22 protein-coding genes and 1 pseudogene are annotated in these 26100 nt (G+C 56.9%); 1 reads left to right on the top strand and 22 read right to left on the bottom strand.

Going from position 1 to position 26100, the window contains the following annotated elements:
- Positions 1-352: 352 nt before the first annotated feature.
- The 14 genes and pseudogenes from PY308_RS21375 to PY308_RS21310 form a co-directional block, all read right to left on the bottom strand.
- Positions 353-2122, bottom strand: coding sequence for a hydantoinase B/oxoprolinase family protein (locus PY308_RS21375; protein ID WP_275791434.1), 1770 nt, complete (start codon positions 2120-2122; stop codon positions 353-355).
- A gap of 15 nt (positions 2123-2137) precedes the next feature.
- Entirely contained in the window at positions 2138-4198 is a 2061-nt protein-coding gene (locus PY308_RS21370; protein ID WP_275791433.1) for a hydantoinase/oxoprolinase family protein, read from the bottom strand.
- 11 nt (positions 4199-4209) lie between these two features.
- Complete coding sequence (locus PY308_RS21365; RefSeq protein ID WP_275791432.1) at positions 4210-4836, bottom strand: ABC transporter permease; 627 nt, start codon at positions 4834-4836, stop codon at positions 4210-4212.
- Between the two features lie 70 nt (positions 4837-4906).
- Positions 4907-5967 (bottom strand): IS630 family transposase gene (locus PY308_RS21360; RefSeq protein WP_275782665.1). Its coding sequence is split into 2 segments (ribosomal slippage): positions 4907-5475 and positions 5475-5967, totalling 1062 coding nucleotides; the frame shifts between segments, so codons are not numbered across the junction.
- A gap of 27 nt (positions 5968-5994) precedes the next feature.
- On the bottom strand, positions 5995-6348 hold the full coding sequence (locus PY308_RS21355; protein WP_275791431.1) for a hypothetical protein: 354 nt from the start codon (positions 6346-6348) through the stop codon (positions 5995-5997).
- A complete protein-coding gene (locus PY308_RS21350; protein ID WP_275791430.1) occupies positions 6348-7358 on the bottom strand; it encodes an ABC transporter permease in 1011 nt (336 codons plus the stop codon). The genes PY308_RS21355 and PY308_RS21350 overlap by 1 nt, the downstream gene beginning before the upstream one ends.
- Positions 7355-8872, bottom strand: a complete 1518-nt coding sequence (locus tag PY308_RS21345; protein WP_275791429.1) for a sugar ABC transporter ATP-binding protein — start codon at positions 8870-8872, stop codon at positions 7355-7357. The genes PY308_RS21350 and PY308_RS21345 overlap by 4 nt, the downstream gene beginning before the upstream one ends.
- 39 nt (positions 8873-8911) lie before the next feature.
- Positions 8912-9973, bottom strand: a complete 1062-nt coding sequence (torT, locus tag PY308_RS21340) for a TMAO reductase system periplasmic protein TorT (protein WP_275791428.1) — start codon at positions 9971-9973, stop codon at positions 8912-8914.
- Between the two features lie 245 nt (positions 9974-10218).
- Positions 10219-11268, bottom strand: a complete 1050-nt coding sequence (locus tag PY308_RS21335) for an LLM class flavin-dependent oxidoreductase (RefSeq protein WP_275791426.1) — start codon at positions 11266-11268, stop codon at positions 10219-10221.
- 245 nt (positions 11269-11513) lie between these two features.
- Positions 11514-12539 carry a histone deacetylase family protein gene (locus PY308_RS21330; RefSeq protein ID WP_275791424.1) on the bottom strand — a complete coding sequence of 342 codons (1026 nt, stop codon included), beginning with the start codon at positions 12537-12539 and terminating at the stop codon, positions 11514-11516.
- Positions 12536-12940 (bottom strand): annotated as a pseudogene (locus PY308_RS21325) (aldehyde dehydrogenase family protein); the annotation flags it as partial. The pseudogene PY308_RS21325 and the gene PY308_RS21330, both read right to left, overlap by 4 nt.
- Positions 12941-13104: 164 nt before the next feature.
- On the bottom strand, positions 13105-14187 hold the full coding sequence (locus PY308_RS21320; RefSeq protein ID WP_275791499.1) for an ABC transporter ATP-binding protein: 1083 nt from the start codon (positions 14185-14187) through the stop codon (positions 13105-13107).
- Positions 14188-14212: 25 nt separating this feature from the next.
- Positions 14213-15649, bottom strand: a complete 1437-nt coding sequence (locus PY308_RS21315; protein WP_275791423.1) for an amidase — start codon at positions 15647-15649, stop codon at positions 14213-14215.
- Positions 15650-15658: 9 nt separating this feature from the next.
- Positions 15659-16996, bottom strand: a complete 1338-nt coding sequence (locus PY308_RS21310; RefSeq protein ID WP_275791498.1) for an aminotransferase — start codon at positions 16994-16996, stop codon at positions 15659-15661.
- Positions 16997-17206: 210 nt separating this feature from the next.
- Between PY308_RS21310 and PY308_RS21305 the strand changes: the two genes are divergently transcribed.
- Positions 17207-17884 carry a GntR family transcriptional regulator gene (locus tag PY308_RS21305; RefSeq protein WP_112852962.1) on the top strand — a complete coding sequence of 226 codons (678 nt, stop codon included), beginning with the start codon at positions 17207-17209 and terminating at the stop codon, positions 17882-17884.
- A gap of 18 nt (positions 17885-17902) precedes the next feature.
- Here PY308_RS21305 and PY308_RS21300 read toward each other — a convergent pair whose 3' ends face one another.
- Genes PY308_RS21300 through PY308_RS21265 form a run of 8 tightly spaced genes read right to left on the bottom strand, consistent with a single transcriptional unit; the run spans position 17903 to position 26015 of the window.
- Positions 17903-18652 (bottom strand): SDR family NAD(P)-dependent oxidoreductase, encoded by a 750-nt coding sequence (locus tag PY308_RS21300; RefSeq protein WP_275791421.1) that lies wholly within the window; start codon positions 18650-18652, stop codon positions 17903-17905.
- A gap of 7 nt (positions 18653-18659) precedes the next feature.
- Positions 18660-19469: an ABC transporter permease gene (locus tag PY308_RS21295; RefSeq protein WP_275791420.1), complete on the bottom strand. Its 810-nt coding sequence runs from the start codon at positions 19467-19469 to the stop codon at positions 18660-18662.
- Positions 19470-19472: 3 nt separating this feature from the next.
- Entirely contained in the window at positions 19473-20759 is a 1287-nt protein-coding gene (locus PY308_RS21290; RefSeq protein ID WP_434064275.1) for an ABC transporter permease, read from the bottom strand.
- Positions 20744-21790: an ABC transporter substrate-binding protein gene (locus tag PY308_RS21285; protein WP_275791417.1), complete on the bottom strand. Its 1047-nt coding sequence runs from the start codon at positions 21788-21790 to the stop codon at positions 20744-20746. Before PY308_RS21285 ends, PY308_RS21290 begins: the two co-directional genes overlap by 16 nt.
- Before the next feature lie 11 nt (positions 21791-21801).
- A complete protein-coding gene (locus PY308_RS21280) occupies positions 21802-22833 on the bottom strand; it encodes a polyamine ABC transporter substrate-binding protein (protein WP_275791416.1) in 1032 nt (343 codons plus the stop codon).
- A gap of 37 nt (positions 22834-22870) precedes the next feature.
- Complete coding sequence (locus PY308_RS21275) at positions 22871-24169, bottom strand: aspartate aminotransferase family protein (protein WP_275791415.1); 1299 nt, start codon at positions 24167-24169, stop codon at positions 22871-22873.
- Positions 24166-25155 carry a transketolase family protein gene (locus tag PY308_RS21270; RefSeq protein WP_275791414.1) on the bottom strand — a complete coding sequence of 330 codons (990 nt, stop codon included), beginning with the start codon at positions 25153-25155 and terminating at the stop codon, positions 24166-24168. Before PY308_RS21270 ends, PY308_RS21275 begins: the two co-directional genes overlap by 4 nt.
- On the bottom strand, positions 25155-26015 hold the full coding sequence (locus PY308_RS21265; protein ID WP_275791497.1) for a transketolase: 861 nt from the start codon (positions 26013-26015) through the stop codon (positions 25155-25157). The genes PY308_RS21270 and PY308_RS21265 overlap by 1 nt, the downstream gene beginning before the upstream one ends.
- Between the last annotated feature and the right edge of the window lie 85 nt (positions 26016-26100).

Here is a 26100-nt window from a genome sequence, read left to right as displayed (position 1 = left end):
GCGCTTTGGACACGAGAGAAACTTAGCGACTGACCGAATGCGACCGGTAGATTAAGCCTCTACGAAGGTTGCCTGTTTCTCCAAGAATGATTTGAAATGTGGAGAAGCCACCTGTCGAAATGCCCGCCATCTGGCCTGACGCGCCTTGCACATCGAAGGCGGATCACGTTGCCTCAGCGCGGCGGCATGGTGCTTGCTGGCGCTTCCTTGGGTGGAACATGGGTGTTTCCAATGGCTTCCCGAAACCGTCATGGAAGCCGGCTGCTGACCAGGCATGTTCGCAGCCGATTTTTACGGTTCCGTCGTCGTCTCACGGTTGATACCATGGTCCGTGAAAGTAACGAGATTGCCACTAAGTTATCAGCTCAAACAGGCCGGGCTGCGACGTCAATCGTACCCCTACTCCATATACCTCTTTGGCTTTCTCAGGCGATAGCCATCCACGGTTTACGGTTTCTAAAACCCTCACCCGATCGCGATCAAGCGGACTACCGTAGCCGCCCCCGCCGCAAGCTCTGAAGGCGATCTTTGCCCCGTTTTCGATCACCACTTCCGCGAAGGCAGGTAGGTCGGCGGTATGACCCGTGGAAGTAATCTTCCAACTTGAGCTTGCTCCCCCATTTCGACCACCTAGCACGCCCTTAGGGGGAAACGTCGTTCCATCCGCAGCATATACGATCGTCATGTCGTGCTCCAGTGGATAAAAGACGCCACCAACTGCAGGAGCGCCTTCGAATTGGCCGTATCCTTGGCTGTCTGCAACAACACCTCGGCTCTCGATAATGATTGGATACATCGACTCGTCCACCTCGACCGAGTCTAACTGGATCAGACCCGCGTTGGCAGGGCCGCAATAGGTAAGCCAGCCATCGTACTCGCTGCGCGCTCCACCGCCTGCGTAGCCGACGAATATCTGGTTCACGTAAGACCGACCGCCTTTGAAGGGGTCGCGACCCGAGATGACACCGATGCCTGCCGGAAGATGGGACCCGCCTTCCGCTTGGCCATACGGCGCACCCATCTCGGAGAATACACAGTTTCCCGCCATCATAAGGCGGTCATTGACGTTGGTGGTCGCGACCGATGTACCTACCTGCGGCGAAGGCTTGCCAACCACGCTCCCTTCCCTCAGGAGCACCTTTATCTGTGACTTTGCTCCTTCATTGTGAGGAACAGACTCATCAAGATTGTTGAAAACTCCGATACGGCAGGACCCTGTTGCTGTGTTCTCCGAGAGATTGAGGCCGCCAGGCACGTTGTCGATATTGTCGCGGGCGTCCACGACGATTTCTCCGGCTTGGGGATCGACCGTCACCGTGATCCTGACTGGAATTCCATCTTCCGCCACTCCAGGTACTGGATCGTGCCGGGTTTCATAAGTGTAGCTCCCGGCCGGAAGTTTTGCGATCGCCGCCTTCGCGCACCGAGCACCATAATCGAACCAGTCTTCAACAAAGTCCGTCACGACGTCCCTGCCATACTTACCAACCAGTTCCGCAATCCGCTTTTCGCCCGTGCGGCAAGCGCCGATCTGCGCACGGACATCGCCCAGCCAAAGTTCCGGCACTCTATTTCTCGTGCTGCCGATCCGAAGGATATCGGCCTTCTCGACGTAATTCTCTGCCACACGCACACACGGAAAATGAATGCCCTCTTCGAATATGCTCTTGGCGAAAGGCAGATATGTAGAGGGCACAGGCGCTCCGGTGTCCGCGTGATGCGAGAGAGCGATCATCCAGAAGAGCGGCTCGCCGTCATAGAAGACAGGCATTGCCACTATAAGGTCGGCGTGATGGGTGCCGCCCGTGAAAGGGCAGTTATTGAAGAAGATGTCGCCCGGCTTGATGTCGTCAAAGAACCGGGTGATCGGGCGCGTCGCCATGTCCATGGACATCACATGGATCGGCAGCGCGTCCTCGACAGAAACCAGGCGATGGTCGTAGGTGAGGATGGCGCAGCTGAAATCGCGGGCATTTTTGATCACGGCCGAGCGGCTGGCGCGCATCACCACGAGTGTCATCTCGCGCACGATCGCTTCGAAACGGCTCTTGAGAACCGACATTATGAATGGGTCCACCCGACGATTCATATGCTCGGCTTCGAACTTCGCGACAGTATTCATGTGGTTCTCCTGCGGTCATTCGACCGTTACGACGACATTCCCGTAGTCGTCGATCGTTGCGCGATGGCTCCTCTTGAGGAAGGCGGTGAATGTGTCCGCATCGATGACGCAGGGGCCATCAACCGCGGCCCCGCAGCCGAGAGACGAGAGCTTGAATACCGGGATTTCTTCGCGGCGACCGAGCGAATGACTGTAAACGGCTCGGGAACCTGCGGCCGTGACGGTTTCTATCTGACGAGGCACTTTGTGGTTAAGCCAGATATCCTGGCCGTCGCGCTTGCCGATGGACCTGAGTTTCCATCCGGTGAACTCGACCACGTCACCATCCGACCTAATCGAATAGATGCGCTCGTGCATTCGGTGGAAATCCTCCACAAGACGTTGAAGCTGGCCTGGCGTTACCGCGCGGTCTTTTGGAACAAATGGCACCTCGATTTCGAATGACTGGTACTCGTATCGTCCAAGGAAGGCGAACTCGAAGCGCTGGTTCTCCGGCGACACCCCTGCTTCGGCAAGGAATTGACGGCCTGCTTTGAGGAGCCCTCCGAGAGCGTCAGTGACACCTTCAGCGTCAAACGTCGCGCTGGAAGTAAGTAGGACGGCGGTATCCTCTCTCCGGATATCAGAAATGAGTCCGCCGAATGCGCTCAATCCCGCCATGAATCTTGGTATCATATATCTTTTGAGGCCGAGGATATCGGCCATGTCTGCAATGTGTATCGCCGTTGCGCCGCCACCGCAGACGAAGAAGCTATCACGCGGGTTGATGCCCTCACGCACCGTGATCTCTTCGATCGCGGCGACCATGTTGTGATTGCTTGTGGTATAGATCGCGAATGCCGATTCCTCGATCGACAGACCTAGAGGCGCGGCGACTTCCGCCAGTGCTTGCTCCGCCCGCTCCTTGCTTAGCTTCATCTTTCCGCCGAGGAAGTAGTCGGGATCGATGATACCGAGGACGACGTTCGCATCCGTTACCGTGGGTTTCATGCCTCCCCGTTGATAGCAGGCAGGGCCCGGTCGAGCGCCTGCGCTATGAGGGCCGACATGAAGCATCCCTCCAGCATCGACCGAAGCGATAGAACCACCTCCAGCGCCGACGGACCTTACGTCCACCTTGGGAATGCCCAGAGAGTCGTCGTGGATCATGGAATCTGGCGTAACGATGATCTGGTGGCTTCGCAGAGCGGAAACGTCAAACGTGGTACCGCCCATGTCGCCGACGATTATGTCGGGCTCGGATGATAAAGCCAGCGCCGCCATCGGTGCGAGTGTCGGCCCGGACATGACGCTATAGATAGGCTTCCGGATCATCTCTGGCACCGGCATCATCCCGCCCACGCAGTTCGCCAGAAGCAACTCCCCTGCGAACTGCGCCTCGTCTAGTGCCATCTTGAGCCGCTCGATATAGGTGCGAACGATGGGATTGATCGAGGCGTCGATGGCGGCCGCGATCACGCGTTTGTATTCCCGCGGCATCGGATTGATCTCATGGCTCAGGGTTACAGGAACTCCCGGCAGTTCACGCTCAAGGATTTCCCGGACCTTCAGCTCGTGCTGGCTGTTGACCACGGACCAAAGGAGCCCGACGGCGACCGCCTCGACGGCGGAAGCCTTGAAATCGGAAGCGGCGCGCAAAACGTCGTCTTCGAGCAGGCTTGTGAGGACGCGACCCCGGGCATCGATCCTCTCGGTCACTGTCCTAGTCAAATGCCGCGGTACGTAAGGCTCAGGATAATTGAGTTTCCACTGGAAGGCTCCTTTTCGCGGACCTTCGCGCAGCACGAGGATGTCCTGGTGTCCGGCTGTCAGGATCAACCCTACCTTCACCGTCTTCTTCTCGACCAGAGCGTTGGTCGAAACGGTGGACCCGTGGACGATAAGGTCGATATCTTTGAGGAAGGCGTCAGGCGCGAGGCCATAACCTTCGGCGGCCACGTTCAGGACATTGATGAACCCTTTCTCGAACTCGCCCGGCGTGGTGGGCGACTTAAAAATCGAGATCTCGCCATTCTTATCTGACACAAGGCAGTCGGTGAAAGTCCCGCCGATATCGATACAAACCTGATATCCCATAGCTTCCTCTATTAATGTCTGCTGTGGCCACGGCTGGTGACCAGGGCAATGATGATGATCGCGCCGAGGCAGATCTGCTGGAGATAGCCGTCTACCTGAGTAAGGTTCATTCCGTTCGACAGCACGGTGACAAACAGCGCGCCAAGGACTGCGGCTCCAACGCCGCCCTCGCCGCCGGAGAGCTTCACGCCTCCGACTACAGCGGCCGCGATGGATTCCAGGGTGAGGTTGCCTCCCAGGTTCGGTTCACCCGAGCCAGTTCGCGCTGTCAGCATCAAAGCGCCGAGCCCGACGAGCATTCCGCACAGGCAGTAGGCCGCCGCAACGACGGGACCACTCCTGATCCCGGCGACCACGGCGGCTTTGGGGTTGGCCCCAATTATATAGAGGCTGCGTCCGAATGAGGTCAAATTCATCAACACGGACAATCCCGCGAAAACCACAGCCGCGACGACCACCGGAACGGGAAGCCCTAGGAACGAGCTTTGGGCAAACAACTGACTGAATTGAAGAGTGAAACCGCTGACCGGAAAGCCTCCGCTTACTGTTGAGGCGAGGGATAAAACTATGTTGGCGACGCCGAGCGTCGTCACGAGCGGGTTTATTCCGATTCCTGCAATCAGCACACCGTTTGCCATGCCTATAATCACAGCCACAACAAGGCCGGTAAATATGCCGGCGGCTATCGCTAATACCAACCGTCACTGATTAGAACCCTTGCGCCCATTTGCGTCGGCCGATTGACATGATCTTCCATGGTCGTTGCTGGAGGGTTCTCCAAGCGTAGCAGCAGTGGTCGACGATATCCTCGTAGGATTTGAAGACTCGGTTTGAGAGCCAGTTGTCCCTCATGAACTGCCAGATGTTTTCGACCGGGTTCAACTCGGGCGATTTGGGCGGCAGTGGCAGGATGGTGATGTTTTCTGGAACGACGAGATTGTTGGACATGTGCCATCCGGCCTGATCCATGATGAGGACGGCGTGTGCATGAACGGCGACGTTGCGGGATATCTCGATCAGGTGCTGGTTCATGGCATGGGTGTCGCACCACGGCATGACGAGAGCGGCGGCCTTGCCGTGCTTGGGACAGATGGCACCGAAGATATAGGCCGATCGGGTTCGCTGGTCGTGCGGCGCGGACGGCCTTGAGCCCCGCTTGGCCCAACGACGCGTGATCTTGTTCTTCTGGCCTATCCGGGCTTCGTCCTGGAACCAGATTTCGATTACTTTGCCCTTGGCGGGACCTGCGGCGATTTCTGCCACAGCGGCGGGGAAGTTTTTTTAAATGCCTCGGCCGCCTCGGCATCCTGCGCATGATGTCTTGGGCGAGCCGAGAGCTTGCGATAGCCCATGGCACGCACTTCGCGGCCCAGGGTCTCCTCGCTCACCGAGATGCGGAACTCTTCCCAAATCCATTGCGCCAGATCACACAGACGCCAGCGAACGACTCCATCCAGATACGGGGTCGGTCCGCGCTCTATGGCTTGCGCCAAAGCCGTTCGCTGTTCATCGTTCAGGAGAGAAGGTTTGCCCGGGGCCTTGCCGTTGATAAGGCCGGCGGGACCGCGTTCATTGAAGCGCACCACCCAGTCGCGCACGATCTGAACCGTCACACTGCCAAGCCGGGCGGCATCGGCGCGTGAGCCGCCATCATAGATCGATGCAAGTGCCAGAAGCCGCCGTGCCTGATCGGCATCGCGTGTCTGCCGAGCCAGAAGCCGCAACCTGGCTCCGTCGAAGTCCGATCGCAAAGAAATCGCTGAACCCATCACAAACCTCCAGTTTGCATCACAGATTCAGATTCGTTGGCTGCTGGGAATCCCCTTCAGAGTCATGCTCACTGACGGTTGGTATAAGGTGGGCTCGCCCACCGCGACCATTACAATGGCAGAGAGGACACTGACGAGCGAAACTGCGAAGCCGAGCGAGAGATCAAATCCCCGAGTTACGATCACGACCGTCTGCGCCATTGCGAATATGGCCAGGTAGCTTGTTTGTGTGACTATATTGAAGATGTTCGCCTGCGAGAACACGCGGGGCTCGACGATCGAGAAGCCGACGAACACAGCAATTACTGCAGCAGGCAGCGTCCATGTCCGCAGCTTGGCCTTGTCGAAGGAACGGTTTTCAGGGAGAGCCAATTCCGCCATCACTTCTTCCTTATGAGGGATCGTTCGGTCCACAGCGCGGCGATCAGGATGACGCCCAGCATCAGCGTTTGGAAACGACTGTCGATCTTGAGGAGGTTCATGGCGTTGTTGGTGACTGCGAGAAAGAGCGCCGCGACCGCCACCAGTTCGGCCCGCCCGACACCGCCGCGCAAGGACACACCTCCTATAACCGCGGCGGCGATCGTCTCGAGAGCAAGCGTGGCTCCGATCGTGCCCTGCCCGGAGCCAAGGCGCGCCGTCATAAGGTATCCGGTTATCGCCGCCAGGGTGCTGGAGATCATATAGGCAGCGAGTGTGGTGCGTATCGTGCCGACTCCGGAAAGCCGTGCCGACCGAAAATCGCTACCCACCGCGTAGAGATGCCGACCGAAGGCTGTCTGACGCTGCATAATCACAAGGCAGACGGTTACGGCGAGTGTGATTACGACAACGACGGGTATTCCTCCGATCTGGCCCCGTCCAACGCCGTCGGAGAACTGCTGCAGGACACCATAAATCGGTATGCCCTGGGTGTAGTAAAGCGTCGTCCCTGTAATCATGGAAGCCGTGGCAAGTGTCACCATGAAAGGTGACAGCTTCCACACCGCGATAAGGACGCCGTTCACCAAGCCCACCAGCCCGCCAGCGAGAAGGCATGCTGCCAGAGCGGTCAATGACACTGCTACCGGCATGTCTGGAGCGAATGACGACAGGTACAGCATTACGGTGGCGGTCAGAACCGAGGAAATTGCGACCATCGCACCCACCGAAAGATCGAATCCCCCTGTGGTCATCACGACCATCTGGGCGAGTGCCGGAAGCAGGAGAAACGAGAAGTTTCTAAGAAGGTTGAGGATATTGAGGCGGTTGATGAACCTCGGCTCCAACAAGTATGTCCCCACCGCCGCGACAACGAGGAACGTCAGGACAATTCCTCCCTGGGCGATGAACCTGTCGCGCCTGCTCCTACCGCGCCCATTCGGCATTCCCGAAACAGCTATGCTTGTCACTGGAGTTTCCTTTCCTCTGCCGAGTTCCCAAAATAGTGGGAAAGCACGGCAGCCTCGGTCATTCCCTCTCCGTGAAGCTCCGCAACGACTGAGCTCTGGTGCATCACGTAAATCCTGGAAGACAGGTTGATGAGTTCAGGGAGTTCGGACGTCGATAGGATCACGCACGCCCCTCGTTCGACCAGCCTCTTGATAAGCTGATACACATCGGATTTGGCTCCGACGTCGATGCCGACTGTCGGCTCATCGAATACGTAAACCTCGTATTCTTTGATCAGCCCGCGAGCGAGCATTGCCTTCTGCTGGTTGCCGCCGGAAAACGTCGACACCGGGCTCTCCGGCGAAAGTGGCCTAAGCTTCAACTCCTGCAAAGGTCCTCTAACGACCCGTCGCTCGCGCAGGATGTCTAGAAAAGGGCCTGCCTTCAAGGAGGTGAGGTCCAGGGAGCTCATTGTCACGTTCTCCCGAACTGGCCGCGAGAGTGCCAGACCCTCCGCTCCCCTGTCTGGTGGAAAATAGCAAAGGCCGCGGTCGAGCATTGAAGAGGGATGCTGCTGGCCTATCTTCTTCCCAAGTACTTCGATCGAGCCTCCTGTTATAGAGGTGAGACCGAAGATAGCGCGGCAGAGCTCGCTTCGCCCACAGCCCACCAGCCCCGCTAGACCGACCACCTCGCCCGCTCTAGCGGTGAAGGAGGCGTGTCTGACCGTGCCGTCAGCGGTAGATAAGTCACTTACCTGAACGGCTACTGATCCGGGAGCGGAGCTGATCACCGGGAACAGCTGCTCCATAGGGCGGCCTACCATCATCTCGATCAGTTCTTGGTCCGACACGTCCGCTGTATTGACTGTGCCGATCCTGCGACCGCCGCGTAGAACAGTAACCCGATCAGACAGATTGCGGATTTCGGACATGCGGTGCGAGACGTAGATGATTCCGACGCCGCCCATCTTGAGCTGGGCGATGGCGTCAAACAGCTTTCCCGCCTCTCCGTCAGTAAGAGATGCCGTCGGTTCGTCCAATATCAGGACACGGGGACTGGTCCGTAGGGCCTTTGCTATCTCCACCATCTGCTTCTGAGCGCGCGTAAGGCTTAAGACCTGTTGGTCGAGATCGATATCGAAGGAAAGTTGCTGTAACAACTGCTCTGCTTCGCTTCTCATGCCTCGGCGATCCAGTAAAAATCCCCGGCGCTTCTCACGTCCCAGGAACAGGCTCTCGAGCACTGTCAGATCAGGGGGCAGGCTGAATTCCTGGAACACGGCCGCCACGCCGAGCTCGTTCGCCATGTTCGGAGACATCGAAGCATGGCTCTTTCCTTGCAGCTCAATCGAACCTGTTGTCGGGGGGAATGTGCCGACCAAGAGGTTGATGAGCGTCGACTTACCCGCTCCATTTTCACCGAGCAGCGCATGGACTTCGCCGCTCCGCAGTTCGAAATCGACGGCTTCAAGCGCAACAGCGCCCCCGAACCGTTTTCCGAGATTCTGACCTAACAACATCTGCGTTTCCAAAGTTGAGAACCGTAGGCGGCTAGTCCGCCTACGGGAGCTTCACTTCACAGAGAATTCAGGTTTTGTACCCTCAGGGGCGAATATCTGGGTGGTATCGAAGGTCGCAATATTGTCCTTCGTTACGATACCGGGCGCCACAAGTAGGACTTTCTCATAAGGCTTCTTCTCCAGGGCTCGAACGGCCAGGTCGACGCTGATCTTTCCCATCATGACAGGAAACTCGGAGGCGAAGCCAACGACTTTCCCATCCGCGACCGCTTTGAGCATCGTCTGGTTTTCGTAAGAAGCCATGATTGTCACGTCTTCCCTTCCGGTATCTGCGACCGCTCCGACAGCTGCTTCGGCCGTGGGCGCTCCCCCCCAGATCACATTGATATCGGCGTAGGTCTGGAGGGCGTCCTCCACCAGCCTTAGCTGTGCCGGCACGCTGGCCTCGCCATATTGCTCGGCCAGAAGCTGAATGTTGCCAGTTTTCAAAGCATCGCGGAAACCAGCCATATAGCTCTCCGCCCATCCGCTGCCTTGCGGTCCGGGGAAGCCGACGGCGGCCCCTTTATTCTCACCGAGGTGCTTCTTGAGGAATTCGCCCGTCTGCAGGCCTTTCTGGTAGGTATCAGGGGTGATGCGGGCGGTAATCGGAGTTTCAAGGATCGGGTTTGCAACAGCAATGTTTACGATCCCCTTTTTCATTCCCTCATTGATCTTCGAGGCGAGCCCCGCTTCAGAAATGGGGGCGATGAGGATCGCGTCGGCACCTGCCGCGAGGCAGTCATCGTACTGGGCAATCTGCTTCGGGAGGGCTGTGTAACCACCAGCCTGGAATGCACTCACCTTCACGCCGAGGCGCTTCGCCTCCTCGATAAGTCCGTAGTTCACGGACACCCAATAGCTGTCTTGCATATGAGGATACAGGACGCAGAGGTTCCAAGCCTTTTCTGCTTTCAGGAGCGGCGTATACTCAATTTGCTCGACCTTCTTGAGGTCGCCGTTTTTTGCAGCTGCAATCTTGAACGGCCACCAGTCCTTGGCGTGCACAGGCTGGGTGGAAAGCAAGAGTCCAATGACTGTTGCTACTGAGGAAAGACGCGACAGTTTCTGCATAACAAGCTCCCGGTTCTGAATTAGTTCCCTTGCGCCTTTGGCGTCTGGAAGTAGAACTTATATCTTATAAGTTATTTATCAAGGCGTTTTTTCGCTTATCGTTTTCTCAGGTCACAGCGGCTGTCACAGGCATGTTGTCGGTTTCGCCTCTCCAAACCAGAGCAGGTTGGACGGGTAAACCCGCAAACCTCCTCCGTCCGCTGCGCATGGATTTCCGCGACAATGTGCATGCGGGTTCGAGAGAGCTAAGCTGCTTTCCGATCCCCCAGAGCGGCTTTAACCGTGGGAACAACTACCTCGCCGAAAAACCTAATACTCGTCATCAGATCCTTGTGCGGCAGAGTTCCTGCGCTGTACTTGAGCTGGAAACGCTGGATGCCTAGAGTGAAGATTACCGGAGCGAGCTTTGCCGCGACTGTTTCGGGGGAACCGACATACAGCGAACCGTTATCGATTTCAGATACGAACTCATCCATGGTAACGGGTCCCCAACCCCGCTCCTTCCCGATCCTGTCGCGCATGACCCGGTAATGCGGCCAGAACTCGTCTCGAGCCCTTGCATCTGTCGCGGCTACATATCCTGGAGAATGGATACCTATAGGCTGCTGTTCTTTGGCGAGCTTGTGTGTCGCCTCCCGATAGAGGTCGACGTAAGGCTTGAAGCGGTAAGGGCTGCCGCCAATGATTGCCAACATCAAGGGTAGCGCGTACTGCGCCGCCCGAATGACCGAGTTCGGACTACCGCCAACACCGATCCAGGTCTTGAGCTTCCCGTTCTGGACGGGAGGAAATACACTCTGATCCTTTAGTGGAGGCCGCGTGTCGCCTGACCACGTCACCGGCTTCTGTTCAAGCAGCTTTGAAAACAGGTCTAGCTTTTCCTGGAATAGTGTCTCGTAGTCATCCAGCGAAAGCCCGAACAGGGGGAATGACTCGGTAAAAGAGCCCCGTCCCAAAATCGCTTCGGCGCGTCCGTTGGAAACGGCATCCAGTGTCGAGAAGCGTTGAAAGACTCTGATCGGATCGTCCGAACTCAAGACCGTAACTGCGGAGCCAAGCTTGATCCGGGATGTCACTCCCGCAATCGCTGCCAGAACGGTTTCAGGCGAAGACACCGCGAAGTCTTCTCTATGGTGTTCGCCAACGCCGAAGAAGTCGATGCCGAGTTCATCCGCGAGCTTCGCTTCCTCTATAACATTTCGAACTACGGTCGCGTGTGGCTCCGGTCGGCCCGTGCTGTCGTAGGTAACATCGCCAAAGGTATCGAGCCCGAATTCTACTGCTGGAGTTTGCATGGTGCATTCCTTCGCTGCCTCCCATCTGTGGAGACTGGTCGTTTCATTGAGGCAACATAGGCGTTCCCCGCATGCTCTGGAATTTGGATAATTTAGATTATGTTGTTCGATTTCATCGAATGATCGTGTCGCCTCTGCAAGTTAGGCGCCGAAAAGGGGACGTCTGTTTTTGCGGCGTTGAGCAATATGTACGACCGCTACATTGTCCCCGCCGCCGTTGGTTCCTCAATCAAACGCGACGGCCGCTAACGAGGCGAACAGAAGCCATCAAGAAAGCGAGCCGCTACATGCTGCAACCTCTTCAGGTCGTAGCCGCCCTCCTGCACCAGTAGGACGGGCAGCGAGACATCTCCAATCAGCCTACCTACTTTTTCAAATGTCTCTTCGGTCACGGCCAGCCCCTTCGCTGGATCGCTCGCGAGTGCATCAAAACCAAGCGACACGACCACAGCCGCGGGGTTGTGTTCAAGCGCTGCGGTCAAGATGCCCTCGACGCCGACAAGGTACTCCTTGTCGCCCGCGTCTTTGTCTAAGGGGTGGTTCATGTTGGCACCTTCGGCAGACATACCACCCACCTCTTCACGAAAACCCGTGAAGTGGGGGTAATAGCCTGCCGGGCTGCGGTGGATGGAGGCAAAAAAGATACTCGCATCGTTCCAGAATATGTCCTGCGTGCCATTCCCATGGTGGACATCCAAATCGACGATGGCAACGCGCATTCCCTCCGCAGCCAGTCGCCGAGCGGCAATTGCGGCGTTGTTCAAATAGGTTGCACCTCCGCCATAGTCTGGCCCGGCGTGGTGACCTGATGGACGGCAAAGAGCGTAGACCTGACGTTCTCCTTTTACGACGAGATCCGCTGCAGTAACAGCTGTTTGAGCTGCCCAGTAAGCAGCGTCCCAGGTCCCCTCGTCCACGGGTGTTATTTGATCACGCAGATGAAAACCCGCCTTGGCAATGAGCGGCCAGTTAACCCGATAGGTCTCACGTCGCGTCTCAAAGGCTGCGGGCACAACGGAACCAGGCAAGCCATCTCTTTGCCATTCGCTGTGAGCGCATGCCAGAAAAGACAGGTATTCGGTCGAGTGCACAGTGGCAAGCGCTTCAAGGCCATGGTCTGATGCGCCTACAACTTCAAGGCCCGCTTGCCTGACAGCTCGCAGGAGAACATCCAGTCGTTCGGGGACGTCGCGGCTTGGACGAGGTACGCCGTTCTCGACCACGTCACCTGGAACGTGTAACCTGTGGAGGTGGGAATAGACGACCTTCATCTTAGGCCAGCCCACCCTATCCCGGCGACGCAAACGTATTTGATCTCCAGGTATTCGTTGATCCCGTACGTTGATCCTTCTCTCCCGAGACCGGACTGCTTCACCCCTCCGAACGGAGCTGACTCGCTTCCGATTAGCCCGGTGTTGACACCGACCATGCCTGCCTCAAGTGCCTCAGCCACCCTCCATATGCGCGCATAATTCCCGGTGAAGAAATAGGACGCCAGCCCGTATTCCGTGTTGTTGGCCATGGCGATGACCTCGGTGCGAAACGCGATCAGGAGAGCCAGCGGAGCAAATGTCTCTTCCTTCGCCACCTTCATCTCCTGGGTAACGCCCGTCATGACGGTTGGCTCGAAAAAATTTCCACCCAGTTCGCTCCAGCGCCCGCCAGCGATGACGGTCGGTCTGCGATAGCGCTCCCATCAAAGGGATCGGTCACGGAAATACGATCAGCCCACGTTGCTTCGACCCAGTTCCCTGCCACGAAGGCTCGATCACGCATCAGTTTAGGGTTGCGAAGGTGGAGATCCCGGAAGACAACCATAATAGTCTGTCCTGAAGTTCAAGCCGGGATCAGTACCGCATCGCCACTGTCCCATCCGAGGGACAACGCCTGAGACGGCTTGATGTCGATGTTGGTGCCTGCATTGGGGAGCTTTGCAATGAGCGTGGAAGCCTCGCTGACCCTGACATGGACGCGCTTGTGGTCGCCAAGATAGATCACCTCCTCGACAGTCCCGCTAAAGGTGTTGAGGCACGCCTCAGCGGTATCGAGCCGCACCCGTTCGGGTCGGACAGATATCATGACCCGTTGGCATTCTGAGAAGTCCATTTGGCTTCGAACGATCATTCTGTGACCGGTTTCTGTTTGGACGACATATTCATCACCGTTCCGCCCGGAAATCTCACCCGCAAGGCGGTTGTTCTCCCCGATGAAGCCTGCAACGAAGGGAGTAGCGGGACGCTCGTAAAGTTCAGCTGGCGGAGCCAGTTGTTCGATCTTCCCAGCGTTGAACACCGCAACACGGTCGGACATCGTCAAGGCCTCCGACTGGTCGTGGGTGACATAGACCACGGTAATCCCGAGACGCTCGTGAAGGTGTTTTATTTCCAGCTGGAGATGCTCGCGCAAGTTCTTGTCCAGAGCGCCGAGCGGCTCATCCATAAGGACTACGTCTGGCTCGAAAACGATCGCCCGAGCGAGTGCAATCCGCTGCTGCTGCCCGCCCGAAAGCTGCGCGGGCTTTCGTTCGGCAAAAGCTCCCATCTGCACCACATCCAGAACCTTGCGGACACGATCATTACGTTCGGCTTTGGATAGCTTGCGGACGCGCAAGGGATAGTCCAGGTTTTCCGCAACGGTCATGTGCGGGAAGAGGGCATAATTCTGGAACACCATCCCGATGTTCCGGCGATGCGGTGGCACGGATGCCAATGAGCGACCAGCGATGCGGATGTGGCCGCCGCTGGGAGCCTCGAACCCCGCGAGCATCATCAGACTCGTCGTCTTGCCCGAGCCCGATGGTCCAAGCATTGTCAGAAACTCGCCTTGGGAGATGGAGAGGTTGAGGCTGTCCACGACGAGGTTTCGCCCGTCATAGCTTTTATCGACATTGATGAATTCCACATACGTTGAAGATGACATAGCGGTTCCCCTTTTTATGATGCGCTTATGCCGTTGCATGGACCGGAGGCCGTCTGCCCGACCACGGGCGAGCTTCCTCAAGCTGAGCGGCAAGTTGAAACAGTGTTTCCTCGTCGTTGAAGCGACCCGTAAATTGTGTGCCGACCGGGAGTCCAGCCGGTGTCCAGTACAGAGGCACGCTCATGGACGGCAGACCGGCCATATTGGCGAATGTGGTGAACGATAGGAACTGGAGGAACCGCTCCATGACTTCCTCACCGCCGTGAATGTCCGCATCGAAGTGCCCGAGCAAAGGCGGAGGAGAGCCGAGTGTCGGTGTCAGCCAGAGATCGAAGTCGCCGAGGAAGTTCGCGATGGTCCGGCCGACACCATGAAACCAATTGAGGTCTACCAAATAATCGGCCGCCGTGACCTTCGAGCCAACGCTGTACAGGTATTGGTTGAAGGGCTCGACACCGGTCGCTAGGCTTTCGGGCCTGACATTCCTGCTTCTGGCCAGAGCCGTGATGGCCCTGGTGGCGGTCATTGCCCAGAACCGCTTGTAGTAAGTGCGGTAGGTATCGCCATCCAGCTGCGGGGTGGCTTCGACCACCTCATGTCCCAGGCTTTCGCAAAGACGTGCGGTTTCGATCGTCGCCTTTGCGCACTCCGGATCTACATATGTGTCGAGCAGCGAGGTGGTGGTCACCGCAATCCTGAGCCGGCGCGGCCTTGATCGCAACACGTCGATATAGCTGAGCTCCGGGGTGGGAGCCGTATAGGGGTCTCCAGCCAAAGTCCCTCGGGTCGCATCTAGGAGAGCGGCGCTGTCACGGACGCTCACCGATAGAACATGTTCATTCACGATCCCACCTGTACTGTCCCCCAGATCCGGGCCGAGTGTGATCCTTCCACGCGACGGCTTTAGACCAAATAAGCCACAGCATGACGCCGGAATTCGAATCGAGCCCGCTCCGTCACCGCCATGGGCTGCGGGGACGATGCCAGCAGCCACGGCGGCCCCAGCGCCGCCGCTCGATCCGCCGCTTGACCGTGAAATGTCCCATGGATTGCGGGTGGCTCCGAAGATTTTCGGCTCTGTGGTCCCGAGGGTACCGAACTCGCAGAGATTGGTCTTGCCGAACGTACTGAGCCCAGCTTTGCGGTACCTGCGCATCAGTTCGCTGTCGTGGTCCGGCACAAAATCCCGTGTGATCTCCGAAGCACCCGTGGTTGGCACGCCTGCCATGTGGCAATACAGGTCTTTGACGAGGAAGGGAGCGCCCGCAAAAACGCTGCTCTTATCTGCGCCCCGCGCTTCCCTGCGAGCCTCCTCATGCAGAGGCCGGATGATGGCGTTCAGTTGCGGGTTTGTCTTTTCGGACCGCCTTATGGCGCCCTCCAGAAGCTCTTCGGCAGTCACCTGCCCTGCCTTGACGAGCGCCGCCTGGGCGCAGAGATCGAGTTTTGCAAGTTCATCCATCGTACACGCTCAATTCTTGAATTCAGAAACAGCGTCTTCGAGCGCCGCGGAAATACCGCCCACAAGCTCGTCGATCTGTGGTGTTGTCATGATGAATGGCGGGCAGACGGAAATCACATCGCCCATGTTCCGGATCATGACGCCGTGTGCGCGGCAACGACGCTCGACAAATGCGCCAACTTTGAGGGCTGGCTCAAACGCGGTCCTCGTCGACTTGTCGGCTACGAGCTCGATCCCGGCGAGAAAGCCTGCGCCGCGAATTTCACCTACAAAGGGGCTGCCAGCGATCGAGGTCTCAAGCTTCTCGAAAAGATAACGGCCTAGTTCCCGGGAACGCGCGGGGATATCCATTTCACGGTATGTACGGAGCACCTCGGCGGCCACAGCCGCCGTTACGGGGTGACCCGAATACGTGAAACCGTGTCCGAAAACCCCAATGCGATCGGCCTCGTCAGCTATTGTTTGGTAAACGTGATCTCCGATCACTGCTGCGGCGATAGGGACATAACCCGAGGACAGGCCCTTCGCGATGGACATCATTTCGGGTACGAAACCGAAGCTCTCGCATCCGAACCAGTTGCCACTGCGTCCGAAGCCGCAGACCACCTCGTCCGAGAGAAGGAGAATGTCATGGCGCTTGAGGACTTCGCTGATGCGTGGGAAATACCCGGGCGGAGGCGTAACGACCCCGCCTGCACCCATGACCGGTTCGGCGATCATTGCGGCTATGGTTTCGTGTCCTTCTGCGGTAATCAGGCTCTCCAGGTCGGCAATCAGACGATCGCAGTAAGCTTCCTCCGATTCGCCCGGCATACCGTGTTTGTAGAAGTGTGGCTTCTCCGCGTAGATAACGTTCAGACCTGGCAGATTGAAGCTCTCGTGCATGTGCGGCAGGCCGCCGAGAGCTGCTCCCATCACGGTACTGCCGTGGAAGGCGCCCTTTCTGCTGATGATCTTACGTTTGGATGGTTTTCCCCGGGCGATGTTATAATACCAGGCCAGCTTGACCATCGTGTCATTGGCTTCCGAGCCTGAGTTGACCAGAAATACCCTGCTCCCTGAAATTGGCGAAAGCTCGGCGATCTGCTCAACCACGTCCGCGCAAGGATCGTTCGAGCGATGATTGAACGTATGGTAGGTCGCCAGCGTCTTCATCTGTCTGGCCGCCACTTCTGCCAGACGCTCGTTCTCGAAGCCGAGCGATGCACACCAAAGCCCACCCATACCTTCCAGATATCGGTTGCCGAGCTCGTCGACGACATAGCAGCCCTCCCCTTTGGTGATCATCAACGGGCCGTCAACCTCCTGACGGCGGGGATTGGTCTGCGAGTGAAAATGGTACGCCATATCGCGTGACCGGAGCGAATTAAGCACGATAGCCTCCAAAGCGTTCTTGTGTTTTATAACTTATAAGTTATCAGAAGAAGTTGACAACTGCTTTGTTGGATTTGGAATAAAATTCGTCATCTAACGTGCACGGCTGGATTATAAGATATAAGTGGTTGGTCGTGGCGTCCGGTTCAGGTATGCAAGCAGTAGGGATTAGGAGTTGAGACGATGAGTGTTATGGACATGCAGCCGGGGGAGATGGGGAGCCTGTCTGCCAGGATTTATACCAAGCTGCGTGAGGGTTTGATTGTGGGGAGTTTTGCTCCCGGCGAGCGGCTTTTGATGCAAGAGCTCGCGGAAAGGCTCGGCACGAGTGTCACCCCTGTGCGTGAAGCGTGCTTGCGTCTTGTGAGCGAGCAGGCATTCGAACTCCGTTCGGGCCGGTTTGTCGTTGTCCCGGAACTCAGTCAAGATCGTTATGTACAGATAAAAGTGATACGTACTGCTCTTGAGGGCCTTGCTGCTGAACTTGCGGTAGAGAATGTGTCAGCAGCGGACATCGAGCAGCTAAAGAACTTCCACGAAGCTTTTGTCGCGAGCGAGAAGTCTGATGACTTTGAGGCTGCACGATCGGCAAACAGGTCTTTCCATTTCGGCGTCTATCGCCTTTCAAAAATGCCGATGCTCATCGCGCAAATCGAGACAATGTGGGTGTCTATGGGACCCATCCTCAATGTCTATTATCGAGAGATCCCACACGATTACGTTGGCGCCGAAGAGCATGAGCACCTCCTGGAAGCTCTTCGGTTGAAGAACAAGAAAAAGGCCCGAGCGGCAATCGAGAATGATATTACACGGGCATCAACAAGCTTTCTGCGATATTTCGAAGAGCGGGAGCTGGTTTAGCTCCCGATCACTTGGTTCTCAGTTTGTAACTTCAGCAATACGCGGGGTGCGCAAGCCTGCCGTTTCACCGCCGTCGACAGTGATGACCGTTCCATTCACATAGCTGGAGTGATCGGACAGGAGCCATGCAACCACGTCTGCGACCTCTTCCGGCGTACCGAAGCGGTTCGCCGGAATACGCAGTTCAAGCTGCTTTTTCCTCAGTGGATCAGCGATAATCTTGTTCATCATTCGTGTTGCGATCTGTCCAGGGCACACTGCATTGAAGCGCACTTCTTCCCCAAACTCGAGAGCCAGCGCTTCGGTCATTCCGATGACGGCAGCTTTCGATGCGCAATAGACTGCCAGTCCCTCCTCGCCCGTCTTGCCGGCGATGCTGGCGATGTTTACAACCGAGCCCCTCCCCTTCCTTAGGCCCGCTAGAGCGTGGCGTGTGAAGAGGAACGCGCTGCGCGCATTAACCGCGAGTACCTCGTCCCAGTCCGCCTGTGTTGCCTCAGAGAATGAAATGCGTTTTGACATTCCCGCATTGTTGACGAGACCTGAAAGACTTCCACCACCCAATTCGAGAGCATACTCGACGACCTTTCTGCAGTCATTTTCCTCAGTGACATCACCCGGGACAAAAACGACAGTCGCGTTTGCTTCGGCAAGTTCTGCGCCAGCGACAGCGTCTCTACCGGTTGCAACTACCTGTCTTCCTGCTGCTGCAAGCGTTTCGACGCAAGCCCGTCCAATCCCGTGCGTGGCTCCAGTTACGATGATCATTTACCAATTACTCCGACTTATTCTGCGGGTTCGCATGAGCGGCCGCGCGTTTCTGGACGAGGGCTCCACCACTCATTGGGATGATCGAGATGATGACGAGCAGCGTCGACATTGCCAGGATAGATGGGTCGATATTGTCCCTAAGACCGTCAAACATCTGTCGCGGCAGGGTTTTCTGTCCCGGACCACTGATAAATAGGGCAACGACCACCTCATCGAACGAAAAGACGAAAGCAAACAGCGCACCCGACACGACGCCGGGAGCAATCAGGGGAAGTGTCACTGTACGAAATGCGTGAAAAGGCGAAGCACCCAAGCTTGCCGCTGCTCGCACCAGGTTCATATCGAAGTTCTTCAGTGTCGCGGTCACGGTGATCACGACAAAGGGTACCGCAAGCACGGCGTGAGCCAGTACAAGGCCCAGGAAGGAAGCAACGAGGCCCAGTTTCGCGAAGAAGAAGTACATTCCGACACCGCTAATCACGACGGGGACGATCATCGGAGAGATGATGACGGCGAGAATCGTCGATCGTGCGGGAAGATGTCCTCTTGAGAGACCGAGAGCTGCCACAGTGCCGAGGACCGTTGCGACCGCAGTCGCGCCCGCGCCGATGATGAGGCTGTTCAGCAGCGCAGCCATCCATGGCTGCGGCTGCAATATCTTATAGTACCACTGCAGCGAGAAGCCGGGTAGCGGATACGAAAGAAAGTTCGCCGAACTGAAAGAGATCGGGATGATTGCGAAGGTCGGCCCAATCAGGAAAACCATCGCGAAAAAACAAAACCCAATCTGTAAGCGTCTGATATTAGCAGGCATGACTCACTCCATTCCAACGATCCGGTCGATACCGACGATCCTGCCGATAATGATGTACAGCGCCAGAATGCAGCTCAAAAGAAGGACGCCGAGTGCGGCTGACATGCCCCAGTTGATTGTCGTGTTCGCATAGAAGGCGACAAAATAGCTGAGCATTTGGTCCGATGCGCCGCCAACCAGTGTCGGTGTGACATAATAACCTGCTGCGATGATGAATGTCAGGAGACAACCAGCACCGACGCCGGGCAGCGTAAGCGGGAGATATACTCTGAGGAATGTTGTCAACGGCCCTGCCCCCAGAGATGATGAGGCGCGGACGAAGGTCGGCGAGATACCCTTCATGACACTGATAAGCGGTAGCACCATGAACGGCAGCAGGATGTGGACCATTGCAATATAAAGGCCGGTTCTGTTGAACACGAGCTCAAGCGGGGCGTCCGTCAAACCAAGTGCCTGTAACACGCGATTGACTATCCCTTCCTTCTGAAGAATCACGATCCAGGCACTCGTTCTCACCAAAAGCGAGGTCCAGAACGGCAACAGAACGCAAGCCAGCATGATGGCCGAGAATCGTCCCCCGACAGAAACGACCGCATTGGCTATTGGATAGGCAAGGAGAACGCAGATGAGCGTTACGACAGCGCTGATGACCAGCGTTCTCATCAGCGTAGAAAGGAAAAGCCGCTCTTCCCGAGGAGCGAGCTTGGCACCTCCTTCGTCTCCAGGTCTAAGATCGACAGCAGACAGCAGATAGAATGCTGTCAATGCGGACCCGTTCCGCTGGATTACCCTCCAGTAGGCAGGATCATTCCATTGTTCGTCGATAGCCAATAAGTGCTGCTGCGCTACTGTTATTTCGGCGTTGCGAACGTTGCGAACTGTCTTGGCAAGGAGGCTGCGGAAGCCAGTTATCTCGTAGTTCAGACGACGGCCAGCTTCGGCAAGAACGTTCGGTGGAACATCGGATTTTATGTCAGCGACAAGCGCGTCGAAGGCCTCCGGGGGTGGAGGACCTGATCCATCCCATGTTTTCAAAACTTCCAGTGTTTGCGGCAGTGCGTTGCGAACCTCGGGGTTGTTCACCGCGTAGAACAGCATGGTTCCCAGCGGTAGAACGAATGCGAAGACGATGAACGCAACGAGCGGTCCGATCAGCATGACCGAGATCATTCTCTGCCTTTTTCGGTCGGCGCGAAAACCAGCCGCGAGCGCTAACGCGCGTCCGGGCTGGGCGGCGGCAGCCCCGGAGGACTGCCGCACTGCCAATTCGGATGTCACTGAGCCCGCCATGTTGCGAACCTCGCCTCAAGAGCCTCACCATTGTCCGCCCAGAACTCGGTGTTGAGGCCGACAGCGTTTTTCAGATTTTCCTCGGTGGTGGGAAGGTCCTTCGCCAGCTCGGGCTTGACGTTTGAGATGGCTTTCTTGTTGGTCACTCCGTAGGTGATATACTGCGGGAAGGCCGACTGCGCGGTGTCGGAGGATGCGAAAGCAATGAATTTTTCAGCGTTTTCCCGGTTGGCGCTTCCCTTCACGATGCCCCAGTAGTCAATGCCATAAACCTGACCATCCCAGAGAAGGGCGAAGTTTTTACCCGTCGCATTCGCGGCCGACACACGGCCGTTAAAGGTTGCTGTTGCCGCGACGTCACCAGACGCCAGACGCTCCAGCGACTCCGCTCCAGACGTCCACCAGATTATGTCCGATTTGATCTGATCGAGCTTGGCGAAGGCGCGATCCTGACCGGCTTTGGTCGACAGAACATCGTAAACCTCTCTAGCGGGCACGCCGTCTGCAAGCAGAGCGATCTCGAGCGTCATCTTGGCAGTTTGTCTAAAACCTCGCTTGCCAGGCCATTTCTGAGTATTCCAAAAGTCTGCCCAGTTCTTCGGCCCATCAGCGAGCCTGGACTTGTCATAGCTTGGAACCATGGACCAGACGAAAGCGCCAACTCCGCACTCACTGTAAGCTTCAGGAATGAAGTCTTCCTGATTTCCTATCCTAGTCCAGTCGAGTTCTTCAAACAGGCCTTCTGCGCATCCTGACAGCAGCGTGTTCTGCTCGACCTGCATGACGTCCCAGGAAACGCTCCCGCTGGCCACCATTGCACGAACCTTGGCCATCTGACCTGAATAAGAGTCTTCGGTGACGCTCACACCAGACGACTTCGCAAAAGGTTCGAAAAAGGCTTTTCGCTCCGCGTCCTGAAGCACGCCACCTGCACCAACCACGGTCAGGCTTCCTGAATCCGCCAGCGCCGCGGATGTAACGCCGAGGCATGCGAGCAGCATAAGCCCGCTGAAAAGTTTACGATATGGCATGGGGTTCCTCCTCATTGCGCTACCCACCGGTTGAATCGTTGTTGCAGCTCCTCTTCGTGATCGACCCAAAATGGGGTGTTCAGGGCCACAGCGCCTGCCATGTTCTTCTCAGCGGTAGGAAGTTGAGGGGCTATATCGGCAGAAATACTGGCGGTCGCCTTTGCGTTCGTGACGCCATAGACCATCTTTTCCGCAAATGCTTTTTGAGGCTCGGGGCTTGTCATGTAGGTGACAATATCAAATGCCGCCTTCGTATTGCTGCCCTTAGGAATAGCCCAAAAATCCATAGCGTAAAGTTGATTGGTCCAGAACATCTGGAAGTGCTTGCCCTGCTGATTGGCTGCAATAACACGACCGTTATACGCAGACGTCATGGTGACCTCGCCAGACGCGAGCCATTCCATCGGCTGGGCACCGCTTTCCCACCACTGGATGTTAGGCTTCAACTGGTCGAGCTTGGCGAAGGCGCGATCCTGACCTTCCTTCGTCGCCAAAACCTTGTACAGATCCTCCGGCTTTACGCCGTCGGCCAGAAGTGCGATTTCCACCGTCATCCGCGCCTGCTTGCGCAAGCCTCGCTTCCCAGGCCATTTCTTGACATCCCAGAAATCTGCCCAGGATGTCACGCCGGTGGTCTTGTCCCCGTCGTAAGCCAGTATCTTCGACCAGACGAACGCGCCAACCCCGCAGTCGGATTTGGCAGGTCCAATGATGTCTGTTGCGTTCGGCAATGTCTTCCAGTCGAACGTTTCGAGAAGTCCTTGGTCGCAAGCCAAGATCATCTCATTCTCGTCCATCTGCACGACATCCCATGTCGTCGTTGCAGTCTCGACCATCGCCTTCACCTTGGCGATGCCTCCTGTGTAAGACTCCTCCAGAAGTGGTGCTCCCGACTTTTGTTCGTAAGGCTTGAAGAGTGTCTCGCGCATCGCCTCCTGCGTTGCGCCGCCGAAGCCGACGACCGTAAGATCGCGGGCAAGTGTCGGAGTCGTGGTCGCAAAACACGCGACCGTGACCATCAATGTAATTAACCGATGTTTCATTGGTTCCCCTTTTTTGATTGAGATCAGGTTCTGGAAGTTAAGCCGCGGCCGACCGCGCGAGGTGGGCCATGGTGGTGTCGATAAGCTCGAGAGTCTCGTTCAACACGGTCTCGTCGTGGCTGAGGGAGAGGTAGAGGCGTTTGAGCTGAAGCGGCTGGAAAATCTGTTTTCCCTCTATCAGTGCCCTCCGGAACCGCATGTCGAGATCGTTGTCGTTCCGGAGCAGATCGGCGTATTCCCGGAACTCGCCATCGAAGAAGTAAACGAGCCAGACCGAGCCAAAGCCCGCCGACTGCGCTCTGATGCCGTGCCGCGCTATAATTTCGTCGATCTGCTTCCGGAGGTAGCTACCGAGTTCGAAGAGGCGGTCGTAGACGCCGGGCTTTGACAACTCTTGAACGGTGGCTTTCACGGCGGACAGAGAAGACGGTGTTCCATTGAAGGTGCCACCCATGAACACGGCTCCGTCGCCAGTTCTCCCGACACGTTCCATGATGTCCCTGCTGCCGGCAACAAGACCAATCGGGTAGCCGCTAGTGGCTGCCTTGCCAAAGGTGGCGAGGTCGGGGGTGATGCCGACGATCGACTGGTAGCCGCCAAGCGCGTGCCGGAACCCCGTAATAACTTCGTCGAATATCAGTACAACGCCGTTTTCGCTCGTTATCCTGCGCAGGTCCTGTAGGAACTGGTTCTGTGCAATGACGGCGCCCATATTGTGCGCGATTGGTTCGATGATGATCGCGGCAACCTCGCCGGGGTTGGCTCTGATATAGTCCTCAACGGCGGTTGCATTGTTGTAGGGCAAAATCTTCGTATATCGAGCCGCGTCATAAAGGATTCCGTCGGACATCGGGTCGAACGAGCCGATCATCTGGCGGCTGGACTGGCCGTTCATCGCGACGTAGTCGTGCCACCCGTGATAGCCGCCCTGGAACTTGATAATTTGTTTTCGCCCCGTGTAGGCACGGGCTAGACGGAGGGCATGGTATGTGGCTTCCGATCCGCTGCTGCAGAACGCGACCTGGTCGGCGCACGGGATGGCCTTTACAAGGAGCTCGGCGACCTCGACCTCCAGTTCGAGCACACCGGCGCCGATCAAATCGACACTCTCGTTGACACCCGCGATCGCCTTGAAGATTGCCGGGTTGCGGTGCCCGAGCACGTTTGCACCGAACGCGCAGTGATAGTCTGTGTAGCGATTGCCGTCGGCGTCGTAGAGGTAAGGCCCGTCCGCCCTGGAGAAAGCGATAGGCGCTCCAAGGCGTCGGCTGGGGCTGAGAAGACCGCCGGGAATGACGGCTTCAGCGCGGCGTGCGATAACCTCGTTATTCGTCATGCGCTTGCTCCTTCGATGGCCTCGAGCAAGACAGCGCGAATCCCGGCAGCATCAAGCCGATAGTGCCTGTAGAGATGGGTCGGAGGAGCGATGAGGCTGTACTCGTCCCTGATACCGTGGCGAACGAGACGAGCGCCTTTACCCTTTTCAGCAAGGACTTCAGCTACCGCGCCACCGAGACCGCCGATAATGTTGTGTTCCTCCACCGTGAGGATGATTTTGGAGCGCGCGGATGCCTCCAGTATGGCTTCCTCGTCGAGTGGTTTAATGGAATGCATGTCAATCAGACCGACCGAGTAGCCAGCCTCGTTGAGCTCTTCCATTGCTTTTTTCGCACCATGGACCGGGTGCCCGGCCGCGATGATAGTAACGTCGTTGCCTATGCCGTGAACAATCCCCTTCCCAAGCTGGAAATCGACGCCGTTGTCGTAAACCACTGGGTCATGTCCGCGGTGAATGCGGAAATAGATTGGCAAAGGATAATCGACGGTCGCCTTGAGTGCCGCGGCGAGAGCCGGGCCGTCCGCTGTCGAAACGACGGCCAGGTTCGCGATGCTTCTCGTGATCGCGATGTCCTCCGTTGCGTGATGGGAGGTACCGTAAAAACCGAGCGAAATGCCGGTGTGATGGCCGATCAGGCGGACCGGCTGTCTGCAATAAGCGACATCCATTCGGATCTGCTCGCAGCAAAGCAGTGCAAGAAAAGACGCGAACGTGGCCACGTATGGGATAACACCCGTCGTTGCCATACCCGCTGCAGCGGAGACCATGTTCTGTTCAGAGATCCCAAACTGGACAAACCGCTCCGGAAAGCGTTGGGCAAACTCGTTCAAACCGTTGGAATACTGAAGATCTGCGGTTCCCGCCATCACAGGATGACCGGCTTCCACGAGTTCGATCAGGGCATTGGAAAAAGTTGGAAGCGAGGGGGCGCGGCGATTGACTTCGCGGTACTGCCACGAGTCCTTGGAAATCAGCTGGTTCATTATGAGATCACCGTATTTTGGATCGTTTCGAGGGCATTCGCTTCGTCTTCCGCACCAAGGAAGCCGAGGTGCCAGCCTGGTTCGGTTTCCATGTAATCGATGCCCTTGCCCTTGACGGTCTTCGCGATAATGCAGCAAGGTTTCGTGCGACCCTTGTCGGCTTTGACCTGCCGCAGTAGAGCGGTGAGAGCATGGATGTCGTGGCCGTTGACGGTGTGGACTTCCCATCCAAACGCTCGCCATTTTTCATCCAGAGGTTCGACAGCAAGGATATCGTCAACCTTTCCATCAAGCTGATAGCCGTTGCGGTCGACAATCGCGATCAGATTGGAGAGGCCGTGGCTCGAGCCAGACAAGGCGGCCTCCCAGACTTGCCCTTCCTGCATCTCTCCGTCTCCGAGAAGTACGAAGGCGTTGAAGTCACGCTTATGGAAGCGACCTCCGAGGAGCATTCCGACGCCGTTGGACAAAGCATGTCCGATGGAGCCGGAGCTGAAGTCGACGCCTGGCACCTTGGTCATATCTGGGTGGTCGCCGAGTGGGCTCCCTAGACGCGTGTAGGAATCCAGCCAGCTTGGGTCGAAGTAACCGAGATCGGCCAAAATCGGGAAAAGCCCGACGGCGGCGTGGCCTTTACCCATGAGGAAGCGGTCGCGGTCGGGCCATGCGGGCTCGCCTTTTTTGATCCTCATGACGTCGTAGTACAGAGCTGCAAAAATCTCGGCGCATGAGAACACTGACGTGTAGTGCCCCACTTTAGCGATTGATATCAGCCGGATCGTTTCCAGCCGCACGAATTTTGCACGCTCGCGGAGATGCTCCAACTGCGCATCAGACAATGGGTCATTGTTGCGATCCATCGGTGGATGGCCGCTATAGAAATTTAACGATGTCACGGATATACTCCCGTTGTTCCCTAACTTATAAGTTATAAGATATAGAGAA

Origin of the sequence: Pararhizobium gei, assembly GCF_029223885.1 — a bacterium.
Taxonomy (GTDB): domain Bacteria; phylum Pseudomonadota; class Alphaproteobacteria; order Rhizobiales; family Rhizobiaceae; genus Pararhizobium; species Pararhizobium gei.
The sequence above is the reverse complement of the archived record's forward strand: the minus strand, read 5'-3'. Positions and strand labels throughout refer to the sequence as shown.

Bases quoted from the DNA above. Each gene is read 5' to 3' on its own strand.
- PY308_RS21375 (WP_275791434.1), bottom strand. From the start codon at position 2,122: ATGAATACTGTCGCGAAGTTCGAAGCCGAGCATATGAATCGTCGGGTG.
- PY308_RS21370 (WP_275791433.1), bottom strand. From the start codon at position 4,198: ATGGGATATCAGGTTTGTATCGATATCGGCGGGACTTTCACCGACTGC.
- PY308_RS21365 (WP_275791432.1), bottom strand. From the start codon at position 4,836: ATGGCAAACGGTGTGCTGATTGCAGGAATCGGAATAAACCCGCTCGTG.
- PY308_RS21355 (WP_275791431.1), bottom strand. From the start codon at position 6,348: ATGGCGGAATTGGCTCTCCCTGAAAACCGTTCCTTCGACAAGGCCAAG.
- torT (WP_275791428.1), bottom strand. From the start codon at position 9,973: ATGCAGAAACTGTCGCGTCTTTCCTCAGTAGCAACAGTCATTGGACTC.
- PY308_RS21335 (WP_275791426.1), bottom strand. From the start codon at position 11,268: ATGCAAACTCCAGCAGTAGAATTCGGGCTCGATACCTTTGGCGATGTT.
- PY308_RS21330 (WP_275791424.1), bottom strand. From the start codon at position 12,539: ATGAAGGTCGTCTATTCCCACCTCCACAGGTTACACGTTCCAGGTGAC.
- PY308_RS21320 (WP_275791499.1), bottom strand. From the start codon at position 14,187: ATGTCATCTTCAACGTATGTGGAATTCATCAATGTCGATAAAAGCTAT.
- PY308_RS21315 (WP_275791423.1), bottom strand. From the start codon at position 15,649: ATGGATGAACTTGCAAAACTCGATCTCTGCGCCCAGGCGGCGCTCGTC.
- PY308_RS21310 (WP_275791498.1), bottom strand. From the start codon at position 16,996: ATGGCGTACCATTTTCACTCGCAGACCAATCCCCGCCGTCAGGAGGTT.
- PY308_RS21305 (WP_112852962.1), top strand. From the start codon at position 17,207: ATGAGTGTTATGGACATGCAGCCGGGGGAGATGGGGAGCCTGTCTGCC.
- PY308_RS21300 (WP_275791421.1), bottom strand. From the start codon at position 18,652: ATGATCATCGTAACTGGAGCCACGCACGGGATTGGACGGGCTTGCGTC.
- PY308_RS21295 (WP_275791420.1), bottom strand. From the start codon at position 19,469: ATGCCTGCTAATATCAGACGCTTACAGATTGGGTTTTGTTTTTTCGCG.
- PY308_RS21290 (WP_434064275.1), bottom strand. From the start codon at position 20,759: ATGGCGGGCTCAGTGACATCCGAATTGGCAGTGCGGCAGTCCTCCGGG.
- PY308_RS21285 (WP_275791417.1), bottom strand. From the start codon at position 21,790: ATGCCATATCGTAAACTTTTCAGCGGGCTTATGCTGCTCGCATGCCTC.
- PY308_RS21280 (WP_275791416.1), bottom strand. From the start codon at position 22,833: ATGAAACATCGGTTAATTACATTGATGGTCACGGTCGCGTGTTTTGCG.
- PY308_RS21275 (WP_275791415.1), bottom strand. From the start codon at position 24,169: ATGACGAATAACGAGGTTATCGCACGCCGCGCTGAAGCCGTCATTCCC.
- PY308_RS21270 (WP_275791414.1), bottom strand. From the start codon at position 25,155: ATGAACCAGCTGATTTCCAAGGACTCGTGGCAGTACCGCGAAGTCAAT.
- PY308_RS21265 (WP_275791497.1), bottom strand. From the start codon at position 26,015: ATGGATCGCAACAATGACCCATTGTCTGATGCGCAGTTGGAGCATCTC.